Source organism: Vibrio sp. 10N.222.48.A3, assembly GCF_041475345.1.
In the GTDB taxonomy this organism is placed as follows: Bacteria; Pseudomonadota; Gammaproteobacteria; order Enterobacterales; family Vibrionaceae; genus Vibrio; species Vibrio tasmaniensis_A.
The window spans coordinates 1-19,354 of record NZ_JBFRVX010000331.1; the positions used below are offsets into that span (position 1 = coordinate 1).

Here is a 19,354-nt window from a genome sequence, read left to right on the forward strand (position 1 = left end):
GTAGAGATGCTAGGATACGTGCATCTGAAGTTACTTTACCGTCTTTTACTGGTACGTTTAGGTCAGCACGGATGAATACGCGTTTACCTGCAAGTTCCAGGTCAGTCATCTTGATCACAGACATGATTTGTCCTCTCAAATTTAAATAAAAATAAAGTTTTGGAAACTCAGCAACCCTGCTAAGCCTATAAATTATTCAACTGGTAATGCTTTAACTGCTAATAATATGTGGACACTTAGTATTTATTTCAAGCTAAAAAATAAATAATCCACACATTTGCTTCTAGGTCTTACTTCTTGCCTTCTGAAGCTTGCATTGCAAGAACCGTATCCAGCATTCGGTTCGCAAAGCCCCATTCATTGTCACACCACACCAGCATTTTCACTAAGGTGCCATTGCTCACTCGAGTTTGTGAACCATCAACGATTGCGCTATGGGGATCGTGATTAAAGTCGATGGAAACGAGCGGCGCTTCAGTATAGTCAACTATATTGTGTAATGTACACTGGGAAGCATTAACAATGGTTTGATTTACGTCATTAACTTTCACATTTGTATTAATTGTGACACTTAAATCCATCGCAGTGACGTTTACCGTCGGCACACGCACAGATATCGCTTCGAACTTGTTAGAAAATTTCGGGAAGATTCTTTCAATACCTTTATGCAATTTAGTGTCGACAGGAATGATTGATTGGCTTGCTGCTCGAGTACGACGCAAGTCGCTATGGTATGCATCAATAACTTGCTGATCATTCATTGAAGAGTGAATGGTCGTAATGGTACCTGACTCAATACCAAAGGCATCATCAAGTACTTTAATGATAGGGACAATACAGTTAGTGGTGCATGAACCATTGGAAACGATTCGGTGGTCAGCTTCGATAGTATCGTGATTTACACCATAGATGATGGTGTTATCAAGGTCGTTAGCACCAGGGTGTGAAAACAGTACCTTTTTAGCTCCAGCAGCGATGTGCGCTAGGCCATCATCTCGGCAACCGTAAACACCGGTACAATCGAGAACAATATCGACTTCAAGATCACGCCAAGGCAACAGTTCAATATCAGCCAGGTGTAAGATACGAATGGTATCAAACTCGCCTTTATCTTCAGCACCAATGCCATGATGAACATAAATGTGCTCTTGATCATTAGAGATTTTCTTGCCGAAGCGGCCGTGACTGGTGTCGTACTGCAATAGGTGAGCCATAGCGTCAGGTTGAGCAAGCTCATTGACCGCTACTACTTTGATTTGTTGGCTTTTGCCACTTTCATAGACAGCGCGCAATACATTGCGCCCTATTCGTCCAAATCCATTTATCGCGACTTTTAGCATAGTTCCGTACATCTAACCAAAATTTCGTGCAACAGATGATAACTGAATCCTATTCAAAGCGCATTAATTGAGTGGTATAACTCGACAAAAACAATCCATTAACATGGCATATCAGCCATTTCAATGTAATCATAAAAAATGAGTTTTACCTAATCCTACGGCTATTTCTAACCTAGTTTTCTCAACCAAAGGAAAAGGTTATGTCTGGATTCCCAGCGACTCATTTTTGTAAAACGTGCAATAAAGAAACGCCACATAGTGAAGTTCTTGTTCGCCAAACAAGCAGCTATGATACCGACAAAACTTTGTTAGGAAGAATAAAGCTGTTTGCTAATTCAATTATCAATGGTGGTCATTACTACAACATGGATCGTTACGTTGAATGTAAGGTCTGTGGGACTAGAGAACTTGATAATTGGGGAAATGAATTCGAGTAACTCATGTTTCTGAAAGCCAAATAAAAAACCGAGCCAGTGGCTCGGTTTTTTTCTATTCGCGTTACAACGAATGATTAAGCAAGAAGCTCTTTTGCAGTGTTTACTACGTTTTCAGTAGTGAAACCGAACATCTTGAATAACTCGCCTGCTGGTGCAGATTCGCCAAACGTTGTCATGCCGATGATCTTGCCACCGAAGCCAACGTATTTGTACCAGAAGTCAGCGATACCAGCTTCTACTGCGATACGTGCTGTAACGTCAGATGGAAGTACAGACTCGCGGTATTCTGCGTCTTGCTTGTCGAATGCGTCAGTAGCAGGCATAGATACTACGCGTACTTTCTTGCCTTCAGTTGTTAGTTCAGCAGCAGCGCTAACCGCTAGCTCAACTTCAGAACCAGTTGCGATAAGGATAAGCTCTGGTTTGCCTTCACAATCTTTCAGGATGTAACCACCCTTAGCGATGTTTGCCACTTGCTCTGCGTCACGGTCTTGCTGTGCAAGGTTCTGACGAGAGAAGATAAGTGCAGAAGGACCATCTTTGCGTTCGATTGCTAGTTTCCAAGCAACAGCAGACTCAACTTGGTCACATGGGCGCCATGTGCTCATGTTTGGAGTCAGACGTAGAGAAGCGATCTGCTCAACCGGTTGGTGAGTAGGACCATCTTCGCCAAGACCGATAGAGTCATGCGTGTAAACTTGAATGTTCTGAACTTTCATCAGAGCAGCCATACGCATTGCGTTACGTGCGTATTCCATGAACATTAGGAACGTTGCGCCGTATGGTACGAAACCACCGTGCAGAGCGATACCGTTCATGATTGCAGTCATACCGAATTCACGTACACCGTAGTGGATGTAGTTACCTGAGAAGTCGTTCGCTTCAAGCGACTTAGAACCAGACCACATAGTCAGGTTAGAAGGCGCAAGGTCAGCAGAGCCGCCCATGAATTCAGGTAGCATAGCACCGAATGCTTCTAGAGCATTTTGAGATGCTTTACGTGATGCGATGTTTGCTGGGTTAGCTTGAAGATCAGCGATGATTGCCGATGCTTTCTCTTCCCACTCAGCTGGAAGATCGCCATTAGTACGACGTTTGAATTCAGCTGCTAGCTCAGGGTGAGCCGCTGCGTATGCGTCAAACTTAGCATTCCACGCTGCTTCTTTCGCTGCGCCTGCTTCTTTCGCATTCCACTCAGCTGCGATATCAGCTGGAATTTCAAAAGGACCGTGTTCCCAGCCCAGTGCCGCTTTAGTTGCTGTGATTTCATCAGCACCTAGTGGAGCACCGTGACAGTCGTGCGTACCCGCTTTATTTGGTGAACCAAAACCGATAATAGTCTTAGTACAGATAAGTGTAGGACGAGGATCCGCTTTAGCTGCTTCGATAGCCGCGTTGATAGCGTCAGCATCGTGACCATCAACGGCTGGGATTACGTGCCAGCCGTAAGCTTCGAAACGCTTAGGTGTATCGTCAGAGAACCAACCTTCAACTTCGCCATCGATAGAGATGCCGTTGTCATCCCAGAAAGCAACCAGCTTACCAAGACCTAGCGTACCCGCTAGAGAACATGCTTCGTGAGAAATACCTTCCATCAGACAGCCATCACCCATGAATGCATAAGTGTAGTGGTCTACGATGTCGTGGCCTTCTTTGTTGAACTGTGCAGCTAGCGCTTTCTCAGCCATAGCCATACCAACAGCGTTAGTAATGCCTTGACCTAGAGGACCAGTCGTTGTCTCGATACCAGGAGCGTAGCCGTACTCTGGGTGACCTGGAGTCTTAGAGTGCAGTTGACGGAAGTTTTTTAGGTCTTCAATTGAAAGCTCGTAACCTGCTAAGTGAAGCAGAGAGTAAATCAGCATAGAACCATGACCGTTAGACAGGATAAAACGGTCACGGTCAGCCCACTCTGGGTTTGCTGGGTTATGGTTCAAGTGGCCACGCCAAAGAACTTCAGCGATGTCAGCCATACCCATAGGTGCGCCTGGGTGGCCTGAGTTTGCTTGTTGAACACCGTCCATGCTAAGTGCGCGGATTGCATTGGCTAGATCTTTACGAGAAGGCATGTCTGCTCCTGGATACATAAGCGATTTAAAAAAGAGATAGATGCTAAAGTTTTCATTTTTATTAGCGCGGGTATTCTCTCAAACGACTATAGCGACTGCAAACGTTTTACTGGTACTTTAACGGTCATTTTCCGCAATTTTCGATCATTTACACCACTTAACAATGGCTTCCCCCTACCAACACGCAAACGTTTAGTTATGACATATCCTAAAAAAGAGCTTGTAATTCGACCGTTGGAATTTAAAATAGCCGTCTAGATGTAGAAACACCTACAAAATATACTGTATTGAATGGCGGCGCTTTCTTGATTGCGACGGCATAAATTATTTGCATTTAACTATTTGCAACTAAAAACTAAACATTTAGCTTAAAATCCTCGAAAATCACCCTTTCTCGTCACTTCCGTTTATAACTCATTTTTATGCTATTCATTTATTGATAAAAATCAGTAATAAAATATCTTTACGGTAATACGGCGTACTGCTACTCTCTTCCAAATTTCTAATAGAGTGAAGTACCGTAAATGGGTGTTAGCAATATTTCAATCAAGAACAAATTAACATTGATGTTTGTTGTCATTATTTTCGCAATGACTATGATTCAGACTTATGTAACAGGTAAGCAACTTCTTAACGAAACCTATCGTTCCATTCAGCAATATTCAAATACACTAACTGATACAACGGTATCGGGTATAGAAAAATGGATTGAAGGCCGAATTAACGTTGTAAATGCAGCGAAAAATTCATTTACTTTTACCGATGACCCAACCAGCTATTTAACTCAAAGTACGAGTGCTGGTAAGTTCCAAATTGCCTACGCAGGGCTTTCTGACGGTCGCTTTCTTCTAGGTGGTGATTTGCCAGTACCGCAAGATTACGACCCACGTACTCGAGATTGGTACAAAGCGCCTATGGCGGCAGGTCAAACAGTCGTCACTGAACCCTATGTTGATGTGGCTACGAATGACCTAGTGGTAACAATTGCAAGCCCATTCAATACCAACGGGTTCTCTGGCGTTATTGGTGCAGACCTGAACTTAAACACCCTCATCAATGATATTGTAAGTATTGAGCAACCTGGTGTTTACGCTTTTCTTGTCGATGGTAAAGGTAATATTGTTGCCCATAGAGACCGTGGCCTAACGCTAAAGCCTGTTTCTAATATTTCAAACAACCTTTCTGCTCAGAAAATCAAATCACTTGCGCAAAATCCAGAATTTGAAGAGTTAACCATTAAAGGTACCGACTCCCTTCTTTCTGCTCAGAAAGTTCCTCATACAGACTGGTACTTCACTGTTGTTATAGATAAAGATCACTCTTTTGCTTCTTACTATTCATTAGTTCGTCAGTCGGTAATATTTGGTCTAATACAACTTGCTGTAATCGCATTTGTTGCGATGTTTATCATCAAGAAAGCACTGTCGCCATTAACGACACTAAGCTCGGCAATGGAAGCATTGTCCAAAGGTGACGGCGACTTAACACAGCGTATGACTGTTCATAGTAAAGACGAGATTGGCACCCTAGCGCATCACGTCAACGCGTTCATAGCAAAACTTCAAGAGATAGTGCGTGATATTGCGGGCTCTTCGAACCAGCTTAATCAGCAATCTGAAATTAGTACCAATGTCGCTCGTCAAACAAGTGAAGGTCTATCAGTCCAACTTCACGAAATTTCTCAGATTGCTACAGCCGTACATGAAATGTCGGCAACAGCAGAAGAAGTAGCAAACAACGCGCAAATGACGGCTGATTCAGCGATCAGTTCAACAGAGAATTGTGAACAAGGTAAGCAAGTCATCATTCGTAACCAAGATTCCATCACTAGTCTTGCTCAACAAGTTGAGAACGCTTCAGGAATCATTCAAGAAGTTGAGAAGAATGCGTTAGACATCAACACTATTCTATCAACCATTTCTGATATTGCAGAACAAACTAACCTATTGGCCTTAAACGCAGCGATTGAAGCAGCACGTGCGGGTGAACAAGGTCGCGGTTTTGCGGTTGTGGCAGATGAAGTTCGTGTTCTTTCTCAACGTACTCACAGTTCTACAGACGAGATACGCGAAATGATCGAGACTCTTCAGAAAAACAGCGTCAGTGCGGTTGAATCAATGCAACGTAGCCAAGATTTGGCGCAATCAAGTGTCGATGATGCAAACAATGCGACTATTGCACTGGAAGAGATCGCGACATCGATTCAACAGATCTCGGAGATGGCTTCACATATCTCGAATGCTGCTTCTGAGCAAAGATCGGTTACCGGTGAAGTCAGTAAGAATATTCAGTTGGTTAATGATGTATCAGAAAACATGTCTACTGAGGCTGATAACTCTCGTCACTTGTCTGAAGAGTTGCGCGGTATTGCTCAACAGTTGAATACTCAAGTTCAATTGTTTAAATACTAGACGTACGGATAATTCGTTCTCGTTCTCGTTCTCGTTCTTGGGCGCGGTTAAACAATTTTTTTAACCGCGTTTAAAATTAGAACCAACATCAGAACGACAAAAAGCCCCCGACCACTATTGTGTTCGGGGGCTTTTTTATTCTTATTACTTTCTTATTATAGTCAGCAAATAAACAGTTAGCTGTTAGCCGTTTACCTAATTACTAATGCAACTATAGGTCAACCAATACGGTTATAGACCAACTAAGACTGTTATAAGCTAACCATCAGCATCTTTTTCTGATGATCCAAGTACTCTTCATAAGTACCTTGGAAGCTCACTAATTGTTGGTCTTTTACATCAATGATGTGTGTTGCTAGCGAAGAAACGAACTCACGGTCATGGCTTACAAAGATAAGCGTCCCCGTGTAAACCTTCAATGCGTCGTTCAGGGCTTGGATTGCTTCCATGTCCATGTGGTTCGTTGGTTCGTCCATCACAAGCACGTTGATGTCTTGCATCATTAGCTTGCCGAATAACAGACGGTTCTTCTCTCCACCAGAACAGTTACGCGCTTTCTTGTTCGCATCATCAGCAGTAAACAATAGACGACCTAGAATACCACGTACCATAAGGTCATCGTGCTTCACTGTACGCCATTGTGAGATCCAATCGAAGATACTCAGATCGTTATCAAAGTCAGACGTGCTATCTTGTGGGCAGTAGCCTACTGATGCGTTTTCAGACCATTTAACGATACCTTCGTTTTGTTCTAGCTCTTGAACTAGGCATTTCAATAGTGTTGTTTTACCCACACCGTTCTCACCGATAACGGCAAGACGAGTACCCGCTTCAAGTAGCAAGTTACCACCAGCAAACAGTGTTTCGCCATCGAAGCCGTGACCAAGCTCTTTAAGTTCAAGTGCTTGACGGTGCAGTTTCTTACCTTCACCAAAATCAATAGATGGGCTCATACGGCTCGATGATTTCACTTCATCAAGCGTGATTTTGTCCATTTTCTTAGCACGTGAACTTGCTTGCTTTGCTTTAGATGCGTTAGCACCAAAACGGTTTACGAAATCTTGAAGCTCGCTGATCTCAGCCGCTTTCTTAGCATTGCTCGCTAGAAGTTGATCTCGAATCAAACCCGACGCTTCTAAGAAGTACTCGTAGTTACCCGGGTAAACACGTAGCTCGCCGTAGTCGATATCTGCCATATGTGTACATACAGAGTTAAGGAAGTGTCTATCGTGCGAAATGATGATCATTGTACATTTACGCTGGTTTAGCTCTTCAGCAAGCCAGTTAATCGTGTGAATGTCCAAGTTGTTGGTTGGTTCATCAAGAAGCAGGATATCTGGGTTTGCAAACAGTGCCTGTGCCAATAGCACGCGCAATTTCCAACCCGGAGCAACTTGTTGCATTAGGCCGAAATGAAACTCTTCTTCGATACCCGCTTGAATTAGGATATCACCAGCACGGCTTTCTGCTGTGTAGCCATCCATTTCCGCGAATTCACTTTCAAGCTCAGCGACTTTCATACCATCGTCTTCGCTCATTTCTGGCAAAGAGTAAATACGGTCACGTTCTTGTTTTACTTCCCACAGTTTTTTGTCACCCATGATTACTACATCGATAACGCTGTACTGTTCAAAAGCGAACTGATCTTGGCTTAGCACACCCAGTTTTTCTCCAGGAGTGATCGAAACGTTGCCCGAGCTTGGCGTCAATGCGCCACTTAGGATTTTCATGAACGTTGATTTTCCGCAACCATTGGCGCCGATCAAACCATAACGGTTTCCGTTACCAAATTTAGCAGAGATGTTTTCAAACAGCGGCTCTGCGCCAAATTGCATTGTGATGTTCGCGGTAGATATCAAAGAACTAATTCCTAAGCGTGTACTGACAGATAATTATTTGGCTATTTCAATTAGCCAAAATAAGAAGTACGAAAGTATGGATTAAACATAAAACGAAGCGCGGATTATATAGAGATCAGGATCACATTGTCGAGGTTAAACAGTGAACGAATGAAGAACAACGCACAATAAAGTGTATTTCGTCGTTTATTACATCATAAAAAGAAAAAATCCCCACTAATTCCATTAGTAGGGATTTCATTTCTCATCAATAAAAGCATCAGACTCTAATTCGAATAAATACCGATTGACGCTATTTAGTTACTTTTTTCTGAACGTATTTTTGACCAACATCGACAACGGCAACATCTCTAAAGAAGCTTCTCCCCAACAGAATTGGGAAAGAAAGATGCGTTCGATCTGCTAGCGTAAATTCAGTCTTATCTTTTAGATCGCCGATTTGAATTGAAGCGACAACAACAGCACGTCGTTGTGTACCTTCCGCGCTCGACTGCTTGATCTTAACCCAACGCTCTACCGGCAAGCTGATCTCTTCAGTTGTGATGCCGTCATGTTCAATTTTGAACTTAACCCAATCTTTACCGTCACGTTCGAAGTCAACAATATCAACGGCACTGATTGATGATGTTGTTGCACCTGTATCAACTCGTGCTTTAAACGCTTCTTTAAGACCAGGAACAAACACCCACTCCTCTTCGCCAAGAATCAGTTTGCCATCACTTGTCTTGGTTGGTTTTGCAGTCGGTTTTTGTTCAGGCTTTGGTTTCGCTTCTGGTTCCGTTGGTTTTACTTCTTCAGGCTTCTCTGTAGGTTCCGTTACTTTTTCGCCTTCCGTTGCGTCAGTCTTAGAAGAGTCATCGACAACAGGTTGTTCTACTTGAGGCTTTTGCTCTGGCTCGACAGGAACTTCAGTAGTTGTCGAACAAGCAAACAGGCCACCACTTAGCATTAAAACTACAATCGCTTTCCAATTATACATTCAGTCACCTTCTATTTTGAAACGTTGGCTATCGCTTTAGCCACATAAGGAATATGGGATTCAGAAAGGCCTGCGATATTGATGCGTCCATCACCAACACCATAGACTCCATATTCTTCACGTAGTTGATTCATTTGAGTTTCTTTAAAGCCTAGTACACTAAACATGCCTTTATGGCTTTCGATGAAGTCAAATTGTGACGTGTTGTAAGTATTTCGCAATTCATTACATAAACTTTGGCGCAGATTTAACAAACGTTGCTGCATTTCACTCAACTCTTGTTTCCAAATCGCCGTTAGTTCTTGATTCTGAAGAATTGTTTTAACCAACGCGGCACCATGATCTGGCGGCATTGTGTAAGTTGAACGAGCCAGCGTCAGTAGCTTACCTTTAGCATTGCCTACGTGTTCGCTGTTCTTACCGATAACGATCGCGGCACCCGTTCTTTCACGGTACAAACCGAAGTTTTTCGAACATGACGTCGTAATCAACATCTCTTCTACGTTGTTCGCCATATGTTGAAGACCTTTTGCGTCTTCTTCTAGGCCATCACCAAAGCCTTGGTAGGCAATATCAACAAACGGTAAGAAACCATTCTTTTGCGATAACTTAGTAATTTCCTGCCACGCTTCAAAATCAATGTCAGCACCCGTTGGGTTATGACAGCAACCGTGAAGAAGTACCACGTCTGATGGACCCGCTTTTGAAAGGTCGGCCAACATTTTAGCCGTATCAACTTGCTTCGTTTCAGGACTGAAGTAATTGTAGTATCGAACTTTTAAGCCCGCCGCTTCCATCACCGGTTTATGGTTAACGTAGCTTGGGTTTGAAATCCAAACCGTTGTGTCTGGTTGAGAGACTTTCATCAAGTCACCCAACATGCGAAGTGCACCACTTGCACCTGGTGTTTGAATCGCAGCAACGCGACCTATTGCAGAAGTCCCTTTAAGCAACAGATCAACCATGCTCTGGTTAAACTCTTCACAGCCTGCTAGGCCAACATAAGCTTTGGTTTTCTGTGTTTCAACAACGATATCTTGAGCCTTAGAGACGGCTTTCATGATCGGTGTTTCACCTTGGTCGTTTTTGTAAACGCCAATGCCTAAGTCGACTTTATCAGTGCGAGTATCGCCGCGGTAAGCGACAGACAGAGATAGAATTGGATCTAAAGTTGGTTTTGGTAGATGTGAAAACATGAAAGTCACAACCCTTTGAAATTCAAGTATGAGTTTCACGTTAACATTATCGTAGACAAATCAGAAACATTTTTTAATAGAAGCGCTTAGTTACCATTAGTAATTAGAAGTAATCAGAGATTGGTCATTTCAAACGGATAAATAGTGCAAATTTCAAACACCTAATAACCAATTGCACAATTCAAAGCGCTGTATTTCTATGTATCTTATGCTTCTATGTGTCTTATGTTTGCATGCGCCTATAAAGATCGCTATTGGGCACTTTGTTTGAATTGTCTTGGTGTCATTCCTGACCACGCCTTAAACCGAGTGCTAAAGTTAGCGGGATTTGGATATCCGACTATCTCACCAATGTGTTGAATCGACCAATCACTCGATCTAAGTAGCCGTGCAGCGTATTCCATTCTCATACGCATGATATGAGTCATAGGGCTGTGCGAGTAATAGCGCTGACACAAACGATGGAAGTGTGGCTCTGAGCACGGGAATAAGCTCGCGAGTTCATGAACGTTCCATTCTTTATGGAGCTGCTTTTGTACATTATCGAAAACGCGTCTTAAGCGGATCAAATTGCGCGACTGTTGCTGAGGCACTGGCGCATTAATCATGAACTCTATTTGGGCTACACTGTGAATCGCAATCGCTCCACCCAAATCGATGGGTAAGGCAATACTTCTCAACAACGTATGAATGCACGACGAGACGACTTCTGCCGCCGGAGACAGCGTATAACTCACTTCATCACTGACGACATTTTCCCATTGTTTATTAGGCGATAGAAAGATCCATGCGATCTGCCATGTTTCTTCTTCAATACCAAAACCGTTCTCAACGCCTGCAGGAACAGTAATGCAAGAGCCTGGTTCTAGAATGTAGCGACACCCTTCGCTTTCGAGCCATCCCTTACCTCTCACGGTATACAGCAACATGTGTTTTTGTTGGTTCTTACGATACACCGAAAAGAAGTCTCGACACGACGCCGTGCCACATTGAACGATACCGAGCTCTTCAAATGCCAAAACATGGCTTTGATCGACAAACTCTTGGTGCGTCTTTTCAGAGATCTCATACCTTTCTTGTTTATCACTCATATCACTGCTAACTCATTCTATTGGCCAACTTATCAAAGTGGATAGTTTGGCAAAAGTTTGTGATGAGTCTGAAGAATACAGCGAAAACAAATGCCGATAAACTTCTCGCATAATCACTACCGGGGAAATGCGATGCTCTCGACATATCGTCATTTGGACAAAGAGTTTTGGCAAAAACTATTACACATTGGTTTACCTGTCTCACTGCAAACCATGTTGTTTTCATTACTAGGCGTGGTCGATATTTTTATGGTCAACCAGCTTGGTGATTCTGCAACCGCCGCTGTTGGTGTTGGCAACCGTATCTTCTTCTTCAACTTGATCATGGTATCGGGGATTAGCGGAGCTGTGAGCGTGCTAGCTTCGCAATATTTTGGTGCCGGTGATTTCAACGGAATTCGACGTACACTAGCGCAATCATGGGCACTTTCGATCTTTGCCATCATTCCCTTTGTGTTCATCTATACATTGGCTCCTGAATCAGTCGTGTCTGTGGTGGCCTCAGACCCTGATTACGTCCGCTTGGCAACGGATTACCTTTGGATAACAGGAGCCAGCCTTATTGGTACCGCTGTAGTTGTGCCGCTAGAGAGTGCACTTCGCTCTGTGGGCGAAGCCAAGCTCCCCACCAAAATCAGTATCTGGGCAATCATCGTCAATGCAATTCTCAATGCCCTATTGATCTTCGGCTTGTTTGGGTTTCCAGAACTGGGTGTGGTTGGTGCGGCTATTGGCACCACAGTATCTCGATTCTTTCAAACCATTGCATTGCTTGTTATGGCAAGAAAACATTACCCGCACCTATTCCCGACGTTAAGCAATTGGCGAGATGCGTTATTACCGAAGCATAGAAAGAAGTACTTTACGGTGGCTATACCTATGTTGGTTCACGACACTGCGTGGGCGGGCGGGATTCTTATTTACAACGTTATTGTTGGCCAAATGGGGGTTGGAGAACTTGCGATCATTTCCTTGCTATCGCCTGTCGAAAGCATTTTGATCTCTGCTTTTTTGGGTTTTGCGGTTGCGGCTTCCATCATTCTAGGTAACGAGATCGGTGCGAAGAACTATCAACGTGTCGAGAATACAGCTTGGGGCTATGTGTTAGTGAGTTGTGGGCTTGCTGCTTTACTAGCGTTAATGTGCTTTATCGCCAAACCCGCGATCGTATACATGATCGGTCTTACTCACTTAGAGCTCAAAGATACGGCCGTTAACGTTACCTTAGTAATGGCACTCGGTATGGTACTAAGAGTCTTCAATATGGTTGGTATAGGCGGAGTGCTAAAAAGTGGTGGAGACATCAACTACAGCATCTTCATCGACATATTCGGCCAGTGGGCCATTGGTATTCCCCTCGCCTACTTTACTGCTCTGGTGTTGGGGTGGCCGCTAGAATGGGTTTTGATGATTGTGCTGCTGGAAGAGCTAGCGAAGATAGCTTTAACTAGCCAGCGGATTCACTCTAAGAAATGGATCAACAACTTAATAGAAGAGCCAGATCAGGTCGTTGCTTGAATGGTAGTTTAAGCGAATAAACGAAAAGAACTCACACCCAAGGGCCGATTGGTTGCATTGCGCTAACCATGACGCCCTTTTTCGTTTTACGAGTGTGCTAAGCCACGACAACTGTTATATGTCAGTAAATCGATGAATGATTTGGTTTGAACTACCACGCCAATCCAACATTGGATCCGCTTTATCTTGTTCAAAGCGACCATCAATCAAAGTATCGACGTATTCAAGCACTTGCTTCTGATTTTCATCGAGTTCGTCGAGCTCGTAACCCGTCCACACCCAGATGTCTTTACCTTCACACTCTGCTTTTACACGCTGAACAAGCTGAAGCACTTCAGATACGTTTGCAGGATGCAGAGGATCACCACCAGAAAGCGACAAGCCACGACGCTTGATTCGCGGATCGTTCAGATCAGCGATAATGTGGTCTTGCAGTTCTTGAGTGAACAAGTGCCCTGAGTCCAAACTTTGCGTCGATTGGTTATAACACCCGCGACACTGGTGCACACAGCCCGACACAAACAAAGTGCAGCGTGTTCCTGGGCCGTTTACAACGTCGATTGGGTGATATTGATGGTAGTTCATAAGGCAGTATTGAAAACTCGTTATTGCTTAATAGTTTGAAGCGAAATGCTGTAAGATCTTAAATAAAAGAATTGGTATCGACATAGCGCCGATACCAATCTTGTTTCTTGAAACGTAGCTCTTCTTAGTAAGATAGCTAATGATCTTAGAGCTTACTAAAGGTGCTTCACGCGGCGTTTAACTTCTTCTTGCTTACCGAAGTTAAATGGTCGTGCATCTGGGCTACCAAGGTAACCACAAACGCGGCGCGTTACCGACACTTTGGTTGAGTCATGGTTACCACACTTAGGACACGTAAAGCCTTTACTTGTACAGTCGAACTCACCATTGTAGCCACATTCGTAGCACTCATCAATTGGCGTGTTGGTGCCGTAGTAAGGAACACGTGTGTAGCTGTAGTCCCATACGTTTTCTAGCGCTTCGATGTTCTTCTGCATGTTCGGGAATTCGCCGTAACAGATGAAACCACCGCTAGAGATTTCTGGATAAGGCATCTCGAAATCGATCTTGTCGTATGGGTTCACTTTCTTCTGTACGTCTAAGTGGAAGCTGTTTGTGTAGTAGCCACGGTCAGTTACACCATCAATTACACCAAACTCTTTGGTATCGATGCTGCAGAAACGGCTGCATAGGTTTTCACTTGGTGTGCCGTATAAGCTGAACGCGTAACCTGTCTCTTTTGTCCAAGATTCCACTTCACGCTTCATGTACTCCACCAGCTCAAGCGCTTTAGCACGCATTTCGCCATCGTCATACAGGTGAACGTCTGTGCCGTAAAGTGCTGTCATCGCTTCATGGATGCCAATGTAACCAAGAGAAACAGATGCACGGCCATTCTTGAAGATATCGGCAATAGAATCGTCTGCTTTCAAACGAACGCCACAAGCGCCTTCCATGTATAGGATTGGCGCAACACGCGCTTTCACGTTTTCTAGACGAGAAATACGAGTTTCTAGAGCGCGACGAGCTAGCTTCAATTTTTCATCAAGCAGTTCGTAGAACTTAGCCATATCTTGTTTTGCGTTAATAGCAATACGTGGCAAGTTCAAGCTAACAACACCTAAGTTGTTACGGCCTTCATGAATCAACTCACCGTTTTCTTCGTAAGTATTCAAGAAGCTACGGCAGCCCATAGGCGTTTTAAATGACCCTGTCACTTCTACCACTTTGTCGTAGTTAAGAATGTCTGGGTACATACGCTTAGATGCACACTCAAGCGCTAATTGCTTGATATCGTAGTTTGGATCTTGCTTCTGGTGGTTCAAACCATCTTTGATTGCAAAGACCAGTTTAGGGAACACGGCTGTTTTGCGGTTCTTACCCAAACCTGCGATGCGGTTTTTCAAGATAGATTGCTGGATAAGTTTTGAACCCCAGCTTTCACCAAGACCGAAACCAAACGTGACGAATGGTGTTTGTCCGTTAGCCGTGTGTAGCGTGTTTACTTCGTATTCCAAAGACTGGAAAGCGTCGTAACACTCTTTCTCTGTACGAGATATAGCAAAAGCTTCTGGGCTGTGAATGTCCCATTCTTTCGCTAGTGATAGGTGTTTCTCGTAACTCGCCATTACGTACGGTTCTAGAACCTCGTCGATACGGTTAATCGTTGTACCGCCGTATATGTGGCTTGCCACTTGCGCGATGATCTGTGCAGTTACCGCTGTCGCCGTAGAGATCGATTTAGGTGTGTCGATTTCCGCGTTACCCATCTTGAAGCCATGCGTTAACATGCCTTTAAGATCGATAAGCATACAGTTAAACATTGGGAAGAACGGTGCGTAGTCTAAATCGTGATAGTGAATGTCACCACACTCGTGAGCTTGTACGATATCACGCGGCAAAATGTGAGTTTTTGCATAATGCTTAGCCACGATACCCGCTAGCAAATCACGCTGAGTTGGGATAACTTTGCCATCTTTGTTGGCATTCTCATTGATCAGATCAACATTGCTTTCTTCGATCAGACCTTCGATCTCGCGAGTTAAAGCGCTTTGCTTTTCACGTGCGATGTCACGGTCATGACGATATTCAATGTAGGCACGAGCAAGAGACTTGTATGGTCCCTGCATTAGCTCGTTCTCGACCATGGTTTGAATTTCAGAGATATGAACTTCATCGTAGTCTTCGAGCTTCAACTCAACTGCTAATGCCACATTCAGAGCATAAATAGCAATTTCCTTATCGGTTTTGTCTGATGCTGCTTCCACTGCAGCTTGGATGCGATCTCTACTGAATGGAGCTCTTGAGCCATCACGCTTGATTACGATTGATTTCACCACTTCTCCTTACTCTTGAGGTATTCACAGACTTATCCACAAACACACTATAGAGCGATTTATCGTTTAACTAACACTAGATATTGTGGCGTATTTAACGAGAACCACCAACATTGAGTATTGATTTGGATCAATAAAATAGGCACGCCGAACAAGATAAATCCAATATTATTACGTGAGATCTCAAGTCGAAAAGAAACAATGTAACAATAAAAAAACTGCTAAAAAGAGTTGAATTTTCGGTAAGTGTTGTAGGATAACGGCTCAACTATATTGCACACCAAAATTAGGGATATTTGGGATGAAACGACTTCAAAACTGGATAATGTTAGGCTGCTTGCTCAGTAGCCAAGCATTTGGCGAACCTTTAACCATATCCAGTTGGAATATCGAATGGTTATCAACCAATGAGGCTGTGAATAAGTTTTCTGACCAACGTGATCAAGCGGATTTCGATAAGCTCGAACAGTATTTCCAATCCTTAAATTCGGATGTGGTGGCTTTCCAAGAAGTCGATGACATCAATGCCATTCAGCGCATCGCAGGTGATCAATACAAGATATTGATGTCTGACCGAGCATTACCAGAAAACAGCAACCATCAGTTCAAAGAAGTAAACCAATACACAGGCTTCGCGGTTCGTAAAGGAATCATACTCACCGACTACGCTGACTTTCCTCTCGAATCGGGCGCTAACAGCAAGCTTAGATTTGCCAGTTATATGGTTGTGAAAACGGATACAAAACCAATTCACATGTTGTCTGTGCATTTAAAGGCGGGTTGCAGCGGCGCGTATAAATCTAACCGTGACTGTTCAAGGCTCAAAGACCAAGCGCAACAACTTAATAAATGGATACAGCAAAGAGAACGCCAAGGTCAGGATTACGCAATATTAGGCGATTTCAACCATAACCTTTCTTACTCAAGAGATTGGATGTGGAAAGACTTAACTCAAAATGCCGATGCTCAGTTGGCGACAAGAAAAACTCGAGCAGATTGTAAGGTACGCTCTAACCGCAATAACCATCGCACACACCAGTTCCGTTCTGTGATTGATCATATTGTAGTGAGCAAATCCTTAGATGCCTCTCCTGCTAAACAGAAGGTCTTTGAAACACAAGATGTGCTTGATTACAAACTTAGCGACCATTGCCCAGTTTCAACGACTATTAAATAGTAGATTTTAGATAACGGCAGATCATAGCTAACGGTAGATATAGAAAGAGGCTGACTGGCTTTTTTGCTAAAAGCGAGTCAACCTCTATGCTTGGTCAGCTCAGAACGAATAACGTCAAAGCCAATGTAATCAGCGATAAGCTTGCTACTAACAGGTTTTGTTCGTACGACCCGCCAACCACATTCCCACCAGCATGCTTAAGACGAACAGCCATACCGTTGGGTTACCTCCACTAAGGCTGGTTACTGCAGGGCCCGGGCAAAAGCCTGCAATCCCCCAGCCTAAACCAAAAGCAGTTGAACCTAAGATCAACTTTCTATCTATTAGTGGATTATTACTGCTATCTAAAGGTTCGCCATTGACGGCTTGAGCGCGCTTTTTAATGACCAAGTGATAAAACGGAGCGAAGACCAATAACGCGCCACCCATGACGAATGCCAAGCTAATGTCCCAGTCGCCAGCAATATCTAAAAACCCAAGTACTTTGTTCGGGTCAACCATGCCTGAAATGATCATACCTGAGCCAAAAAGAATACCTGCGACCAAACCGATAACGATAGTAAGTGAAGAGTTTTTCATTACGCCCCCAAACCGATCAAGTTCTTAGCCAACACAGTTACGATTGCCACACCCATGAATACACAAGTAGCGATGATTGAGCGCTTGGACAAACGAGCCATCCCCACAATGCCATGGCCGCTAGTACAGCCATTCGCCATCTTGGTACCGAAGCCCACCAATAATCCGGCTATGATAACCACTGCGAAGTTGATCTCTTCTAATTGCGGAAGTTGGTAGCCTGTTGGAATCAATAACCAGCCGCTCACGACCATTCCGACAACAAAAGCAAGTCGCCAATGTTTTTCGGTTTTTTCTGTATCCGTGTCTTTGCTTTCTTTGTTGCTAGTCCCAACTGGTAATAAACGGCTGACAATGCCACTAATACCTGCTACTCGTCCTATTCCTAACATAAGAATAATTGCCGACGCGCCTAACAACATGCCACCGAACAATGCATCCCAAGGTATTAAACTCATCACTGACCTCTCTCATAACGTCGATTAACTCATCATCCTCAATTTAAATTAGAGTTTACTAATAAATATAAATTAGTCAATGCTAATGTATTGCTAGAATGTTTCGGTTTGTAAGTCTGAAATTAATAAGCGTCCTGCATGAAAAAAGCCCCTAGGCGTTAACCTAAGGGCTTATTATTTGATTCGGTTTATTGTGTCAGTTACTTAGTCTTGTTCTTTTCAGCTATCCACTGCGACATATACTTGGTGCTCGCCATGCTGTGGTGCTTAAGCATCGAACCAAAGAAGTTATCCAGTCGATGAGATTCAAGATCGGACTCTAACGCCGTTAATCGCTCAATCAATGTGTCGCCGAGTTGATTCTGCTCGTAGTGCGCTTCAAGGATTGAATGACATTGGCTTTGTGCTTTAAGCCACTTCTCTTCATCTTTGTATAAACCGACAGCTTGTTCAACAAACTCGTCGATATCATCAGCCACTGCGCCCGGCCATTGCAATTCTCCTTGTGGTAACATGCCTTCGCTGCCGATTTCACTCGTCACGTTCGGAGTTTGTAACTTCATCGCATCAAGCAACTTGCCTTTAATGCCCGCGCCAAATCGGAGTGGTGCAACACACACACGAGCTTGCTCCATCACTTCTTGAGCGTCTTTCGCCCAACCTTTGATATGGAAACCGGTTTTAGGGTTGTGCAAAGCCGTTGCTTTCGGCGGCGGATAAGATCCATAAATATGAAGTTCGGATTCAGGTAACTGCTTGCGAATCTTCGGCCAAATCTTCTGTAACTGAAGCACAGCATCCCAGTTCGGTGCGTGTCTAAAGTTACCTATCGTCATGAAATGCTTACGTTCTTCAAAGCTTTTCGTGCTTTCAGGAAGTGTATTAAGATCAACCATGAACGGCAAATGATGAAGCAGTTTTGGATCGATATTGAACTCAGATTGAAGCAGATCCATCTCGTAGCTTGAAATGATCAACGAAAGATCACAGCGTAAGATTGCGGCAATTTCACGTTTCGCTAAGTCACTGTACAAATGCGCTTTGGTCAGTTCAGCCTCTTTCTTAACCGCTTCATGGCGCGCGTTACGTAGGAACTGTAAGTCTTCGGTATCCAGTAATTTAAAGGCATTCGGACATACTTTCTCGACACGCCAACCAAACTGCTCTTCCATCATGAAACGGTCAAACATCACGACATCGGGTTGCAGCTCTTCGATGTACAGGTCAAAGCTATCGCAATTTAACTGTATAGATTGGCTCGTGATGCCCTCTTCAGAGAGATCGATCATGTGCTCGGTTTCTTGAGCTGGCGTTGCAAATTCAACGGACCAACCTTGTCTCTTGAACAGGCGTAAAAGAGACATCATATGGCTGCCAGC

Annotated in this window: 16 protein-coding genes; 4 read left to right on the forward strand and 12 right to left on the reverse strand. The window is 43.7% G+C overall.

Annotated elements, in window-relative coordinates:
• On the reverse strand, positions 1–124 hold a 124-nt coding region (gene pgk, locus AB4653_RS10485), incomplete at its 3' end, for a phosphoglycerate kinase (RefSeq protein WP_372104100.1).
• Positions 125–290: 166 nt separating this feature from the next.
• Complete coding sequence (epd, locus tag AB4653_RS10490; RefSeq protein ID WP_029222970.1) at positions 291–1,340, reverse strand: erythrose-4-phosphate dehydrogenase; 1,050 nt, start codon at positions 1,338–1,340, stop codon at positions 291–293.
• Positions 1,341–1,540: 200 nt separating this feature from the next.
• Between epd and AB4653_RS10495 the strand changes: the two genes are divergently transcribed.
• Complete coding sequence (locus AB4653_RS10495; RefSeq protein WP_012604808.1) at positions 1,541–1,777, forward strand: hypothetical protein; 237 nt, start codon at positions 1,541–1,543, stop codon at positions 1,775–1,777.
• A 74-nt stretch (positions 1,778–1,851) separates the two neighbouring features.
• On the opposite strand, the gene tkt is transcribed toward AB4653_RS10495, so the two are convergent.
• Positions 1,852–3,846 carry a transketolase gene (gene tkt / locus AB4653_RS10500; RefSeq protein WP_372104096.1) on the reverse strand — a complete coding sequence of 665 codons (1,995 nt, stop codon included), beginning with the start codon at positions 3,844–3,846 and terminating at the stop codon, positions 1,852–1,854.
• Between the two features lie 524 nt (positions 3,847–4,370).
• On the opposite strand from tkt, the gene AB4653_RS10505 reads away from it, so the two are divergent.
• Positions 4,371–6,257 (forward strand): methyl-accepting chemotaxis protein, encoded by a 1,887-nt coding sequence (locus AB4653_RS10505; RefSeq protein WP_017101870.1) that lies wholly within the window; start codon positions 4,371–4,373, stop codon positions 6,255–6,257.
• A 251-nt stretch (positions 6,258–6,508) separates the two neighbouring features.
• Here the strand turns inward: AB4653_RS10505 and AB4653_RS10510 are convergent, their stop codons facing one another.
• The 4 genes from AB4653_RS10510 to AB4653_RS10525 all read right to left on the reverse strand — a co-directional run bounded on the left by AB4653_RS10510 (position 6,509) and on the right by AB4653_RS10525 (position 11,382).
• Positions 6,509–8,116, reverse strand: a complete 1,608-nt coding sequence (locus tag AB4653_RS10510) for an ABC-F family ATPase (RefSeq protein WP_080518033.1) — start codon at positions 8,114–8,116, stop codon at positions 6,509–6,511.
• A gap of 292 nt (positions 8,117–8,408) precedes the next feature.
• Entirely contained in the window at positions 8,409–9,095 is a 687-nt protein-coding gene (locus AB4653_RS10515; RefSeq protein ID WP_102258009.1) for a RimK/LysX family protein, read from the reverse strand.
• An 11-nt stretch (positions 9,096–9,106) separates the two neighbouring features.
• A complete protein-coding gene (locus AB4653_RS10520) occupies positions 9,107–10,291 on the reverse strand; it encodes an amino acid aminotransferase (RefSeq protein WP_102258008.1) in 1,185 nt (394 codons plus the stop codon).
• A gap of 251 nt (positions 10,292–10,542) precedes the next feature.
• Complete coding sequence (locus AB4653_RS10525) at positions 10,543–11,382, reverse strand: AraC family transcriptional regulator (RefSeq protein ID WP_102258007.1); 840 nt, start codon at positions 11,380–11,382, stop codon at positions 10,543–10,545.
• Positions 11,383–11,472: 90 nt separating this feature from the next.
• Between AB4653_RS10525 and AB4653_RS10530 the strand changes: the two genes are divergently transcribed.
• Complete coding sequence (locus AB4653_RS10530; RefSeq protein ID WP_032555048.1) at positions 11,473–12,900, forward strand: MATE family efflux transporter; 1,428 nt, start codon at positions 11,473–11,475, stop codon at positions 12,898–12,900.
• A gap of 114 nt (positions 12,901–13,014) precedes the next feature.
• Here AB4653_RS10530 and nrdG read toward each other — a convergent pair whose 3' ends face one another.
• Both nrdG and nrdD read right to left on the reverse strand, forming a co-directional pair.
• On the reverse strand, positions 13,015–13,485 hold the full coding sequence (gene nrdG / locus AB4653_RS10535; protein WP_009845339.1) for an anaerobic ribonucleoside-triphosphate reductase-activating protein: 471 nt from the start codon (positions 13,483–13,485) through the stop codon (positions 13,015–13,017).
• 155 nt (positions 13,486–13,640) lie between these two features.
• Entirely contained in the window at positions 13,641–15,761 is a 2,121-nt protein-coding gene (gene nrdD / locus AB4653_RS10540) for an anaerobic ribonucleoside-triphosphate reductase (protein ID WP_009845338.1), read from the reverse strand.
• Between the two features lie 301 nt (positions 15,762–16,062).
• On the opposite strand from nrdD, the gene AB4653_RS10545 reads away from it, so the two are divergent.
• The gene (locus AB4653_RS10545) at positions 16,063–16,938 is read left to right on the forward strand and encodes an endonuclease/exonuclease/phosphatase family protein (RefSeq protein WP_102258006.1); all 876 of its coding nucleotides are present in this window, start codon (positions 16,063–16,065) and stop codon (positions 16,936–16,938) included.
• A 147-nt stretch (positions 16,939–17,085) separates the two neighbouring features.
• Here AB4653_RS10545 and AB4653_RS10550 read toward each other — a convergent pair whose 3' ends face one another.
• The 3 genes from AB4653_RS10550 to AB4653_RS10560 all read right to left on the reverse strand — a co-directional run.
• Positions 17,086–17,517 carry a YeeE/YedE family protein gene (locus AB4653_RS10550; protein WP_009845336.1) on the reverse strand — a complete coding sequence of 144 codons (432 nt, stop codon included), beginning with the start codon at positions 17,515–17,517 and terminating at the stop codon, positions 17,086–17,088.
• Positions 17,517–17,975: a YeeE/YedE family protein gene (locus AB4653_RS10555; protein WP_102258005.1), complete on the reverse strand. Its 459-nt coding sequence runs from the start codon at positions 17,973–17,975 to the stop codon at positions 17,517–17,519. The genes AB4653_RS10550 and AB4653_RS10555 overlap by 1 nt, the downstream gene beginning before the upstream one ends.
• A gap of 200 nt (positions 17,976–18,175) precedes the next feature.
• A partial coding sequence (locus tag AB4653_RS10560) for a glycosyltransferase (protein ID WP_372104098.1) occupies positions 18,176–19,354 on the reverse strand: 1,179 nt, incomplete at its 5' end.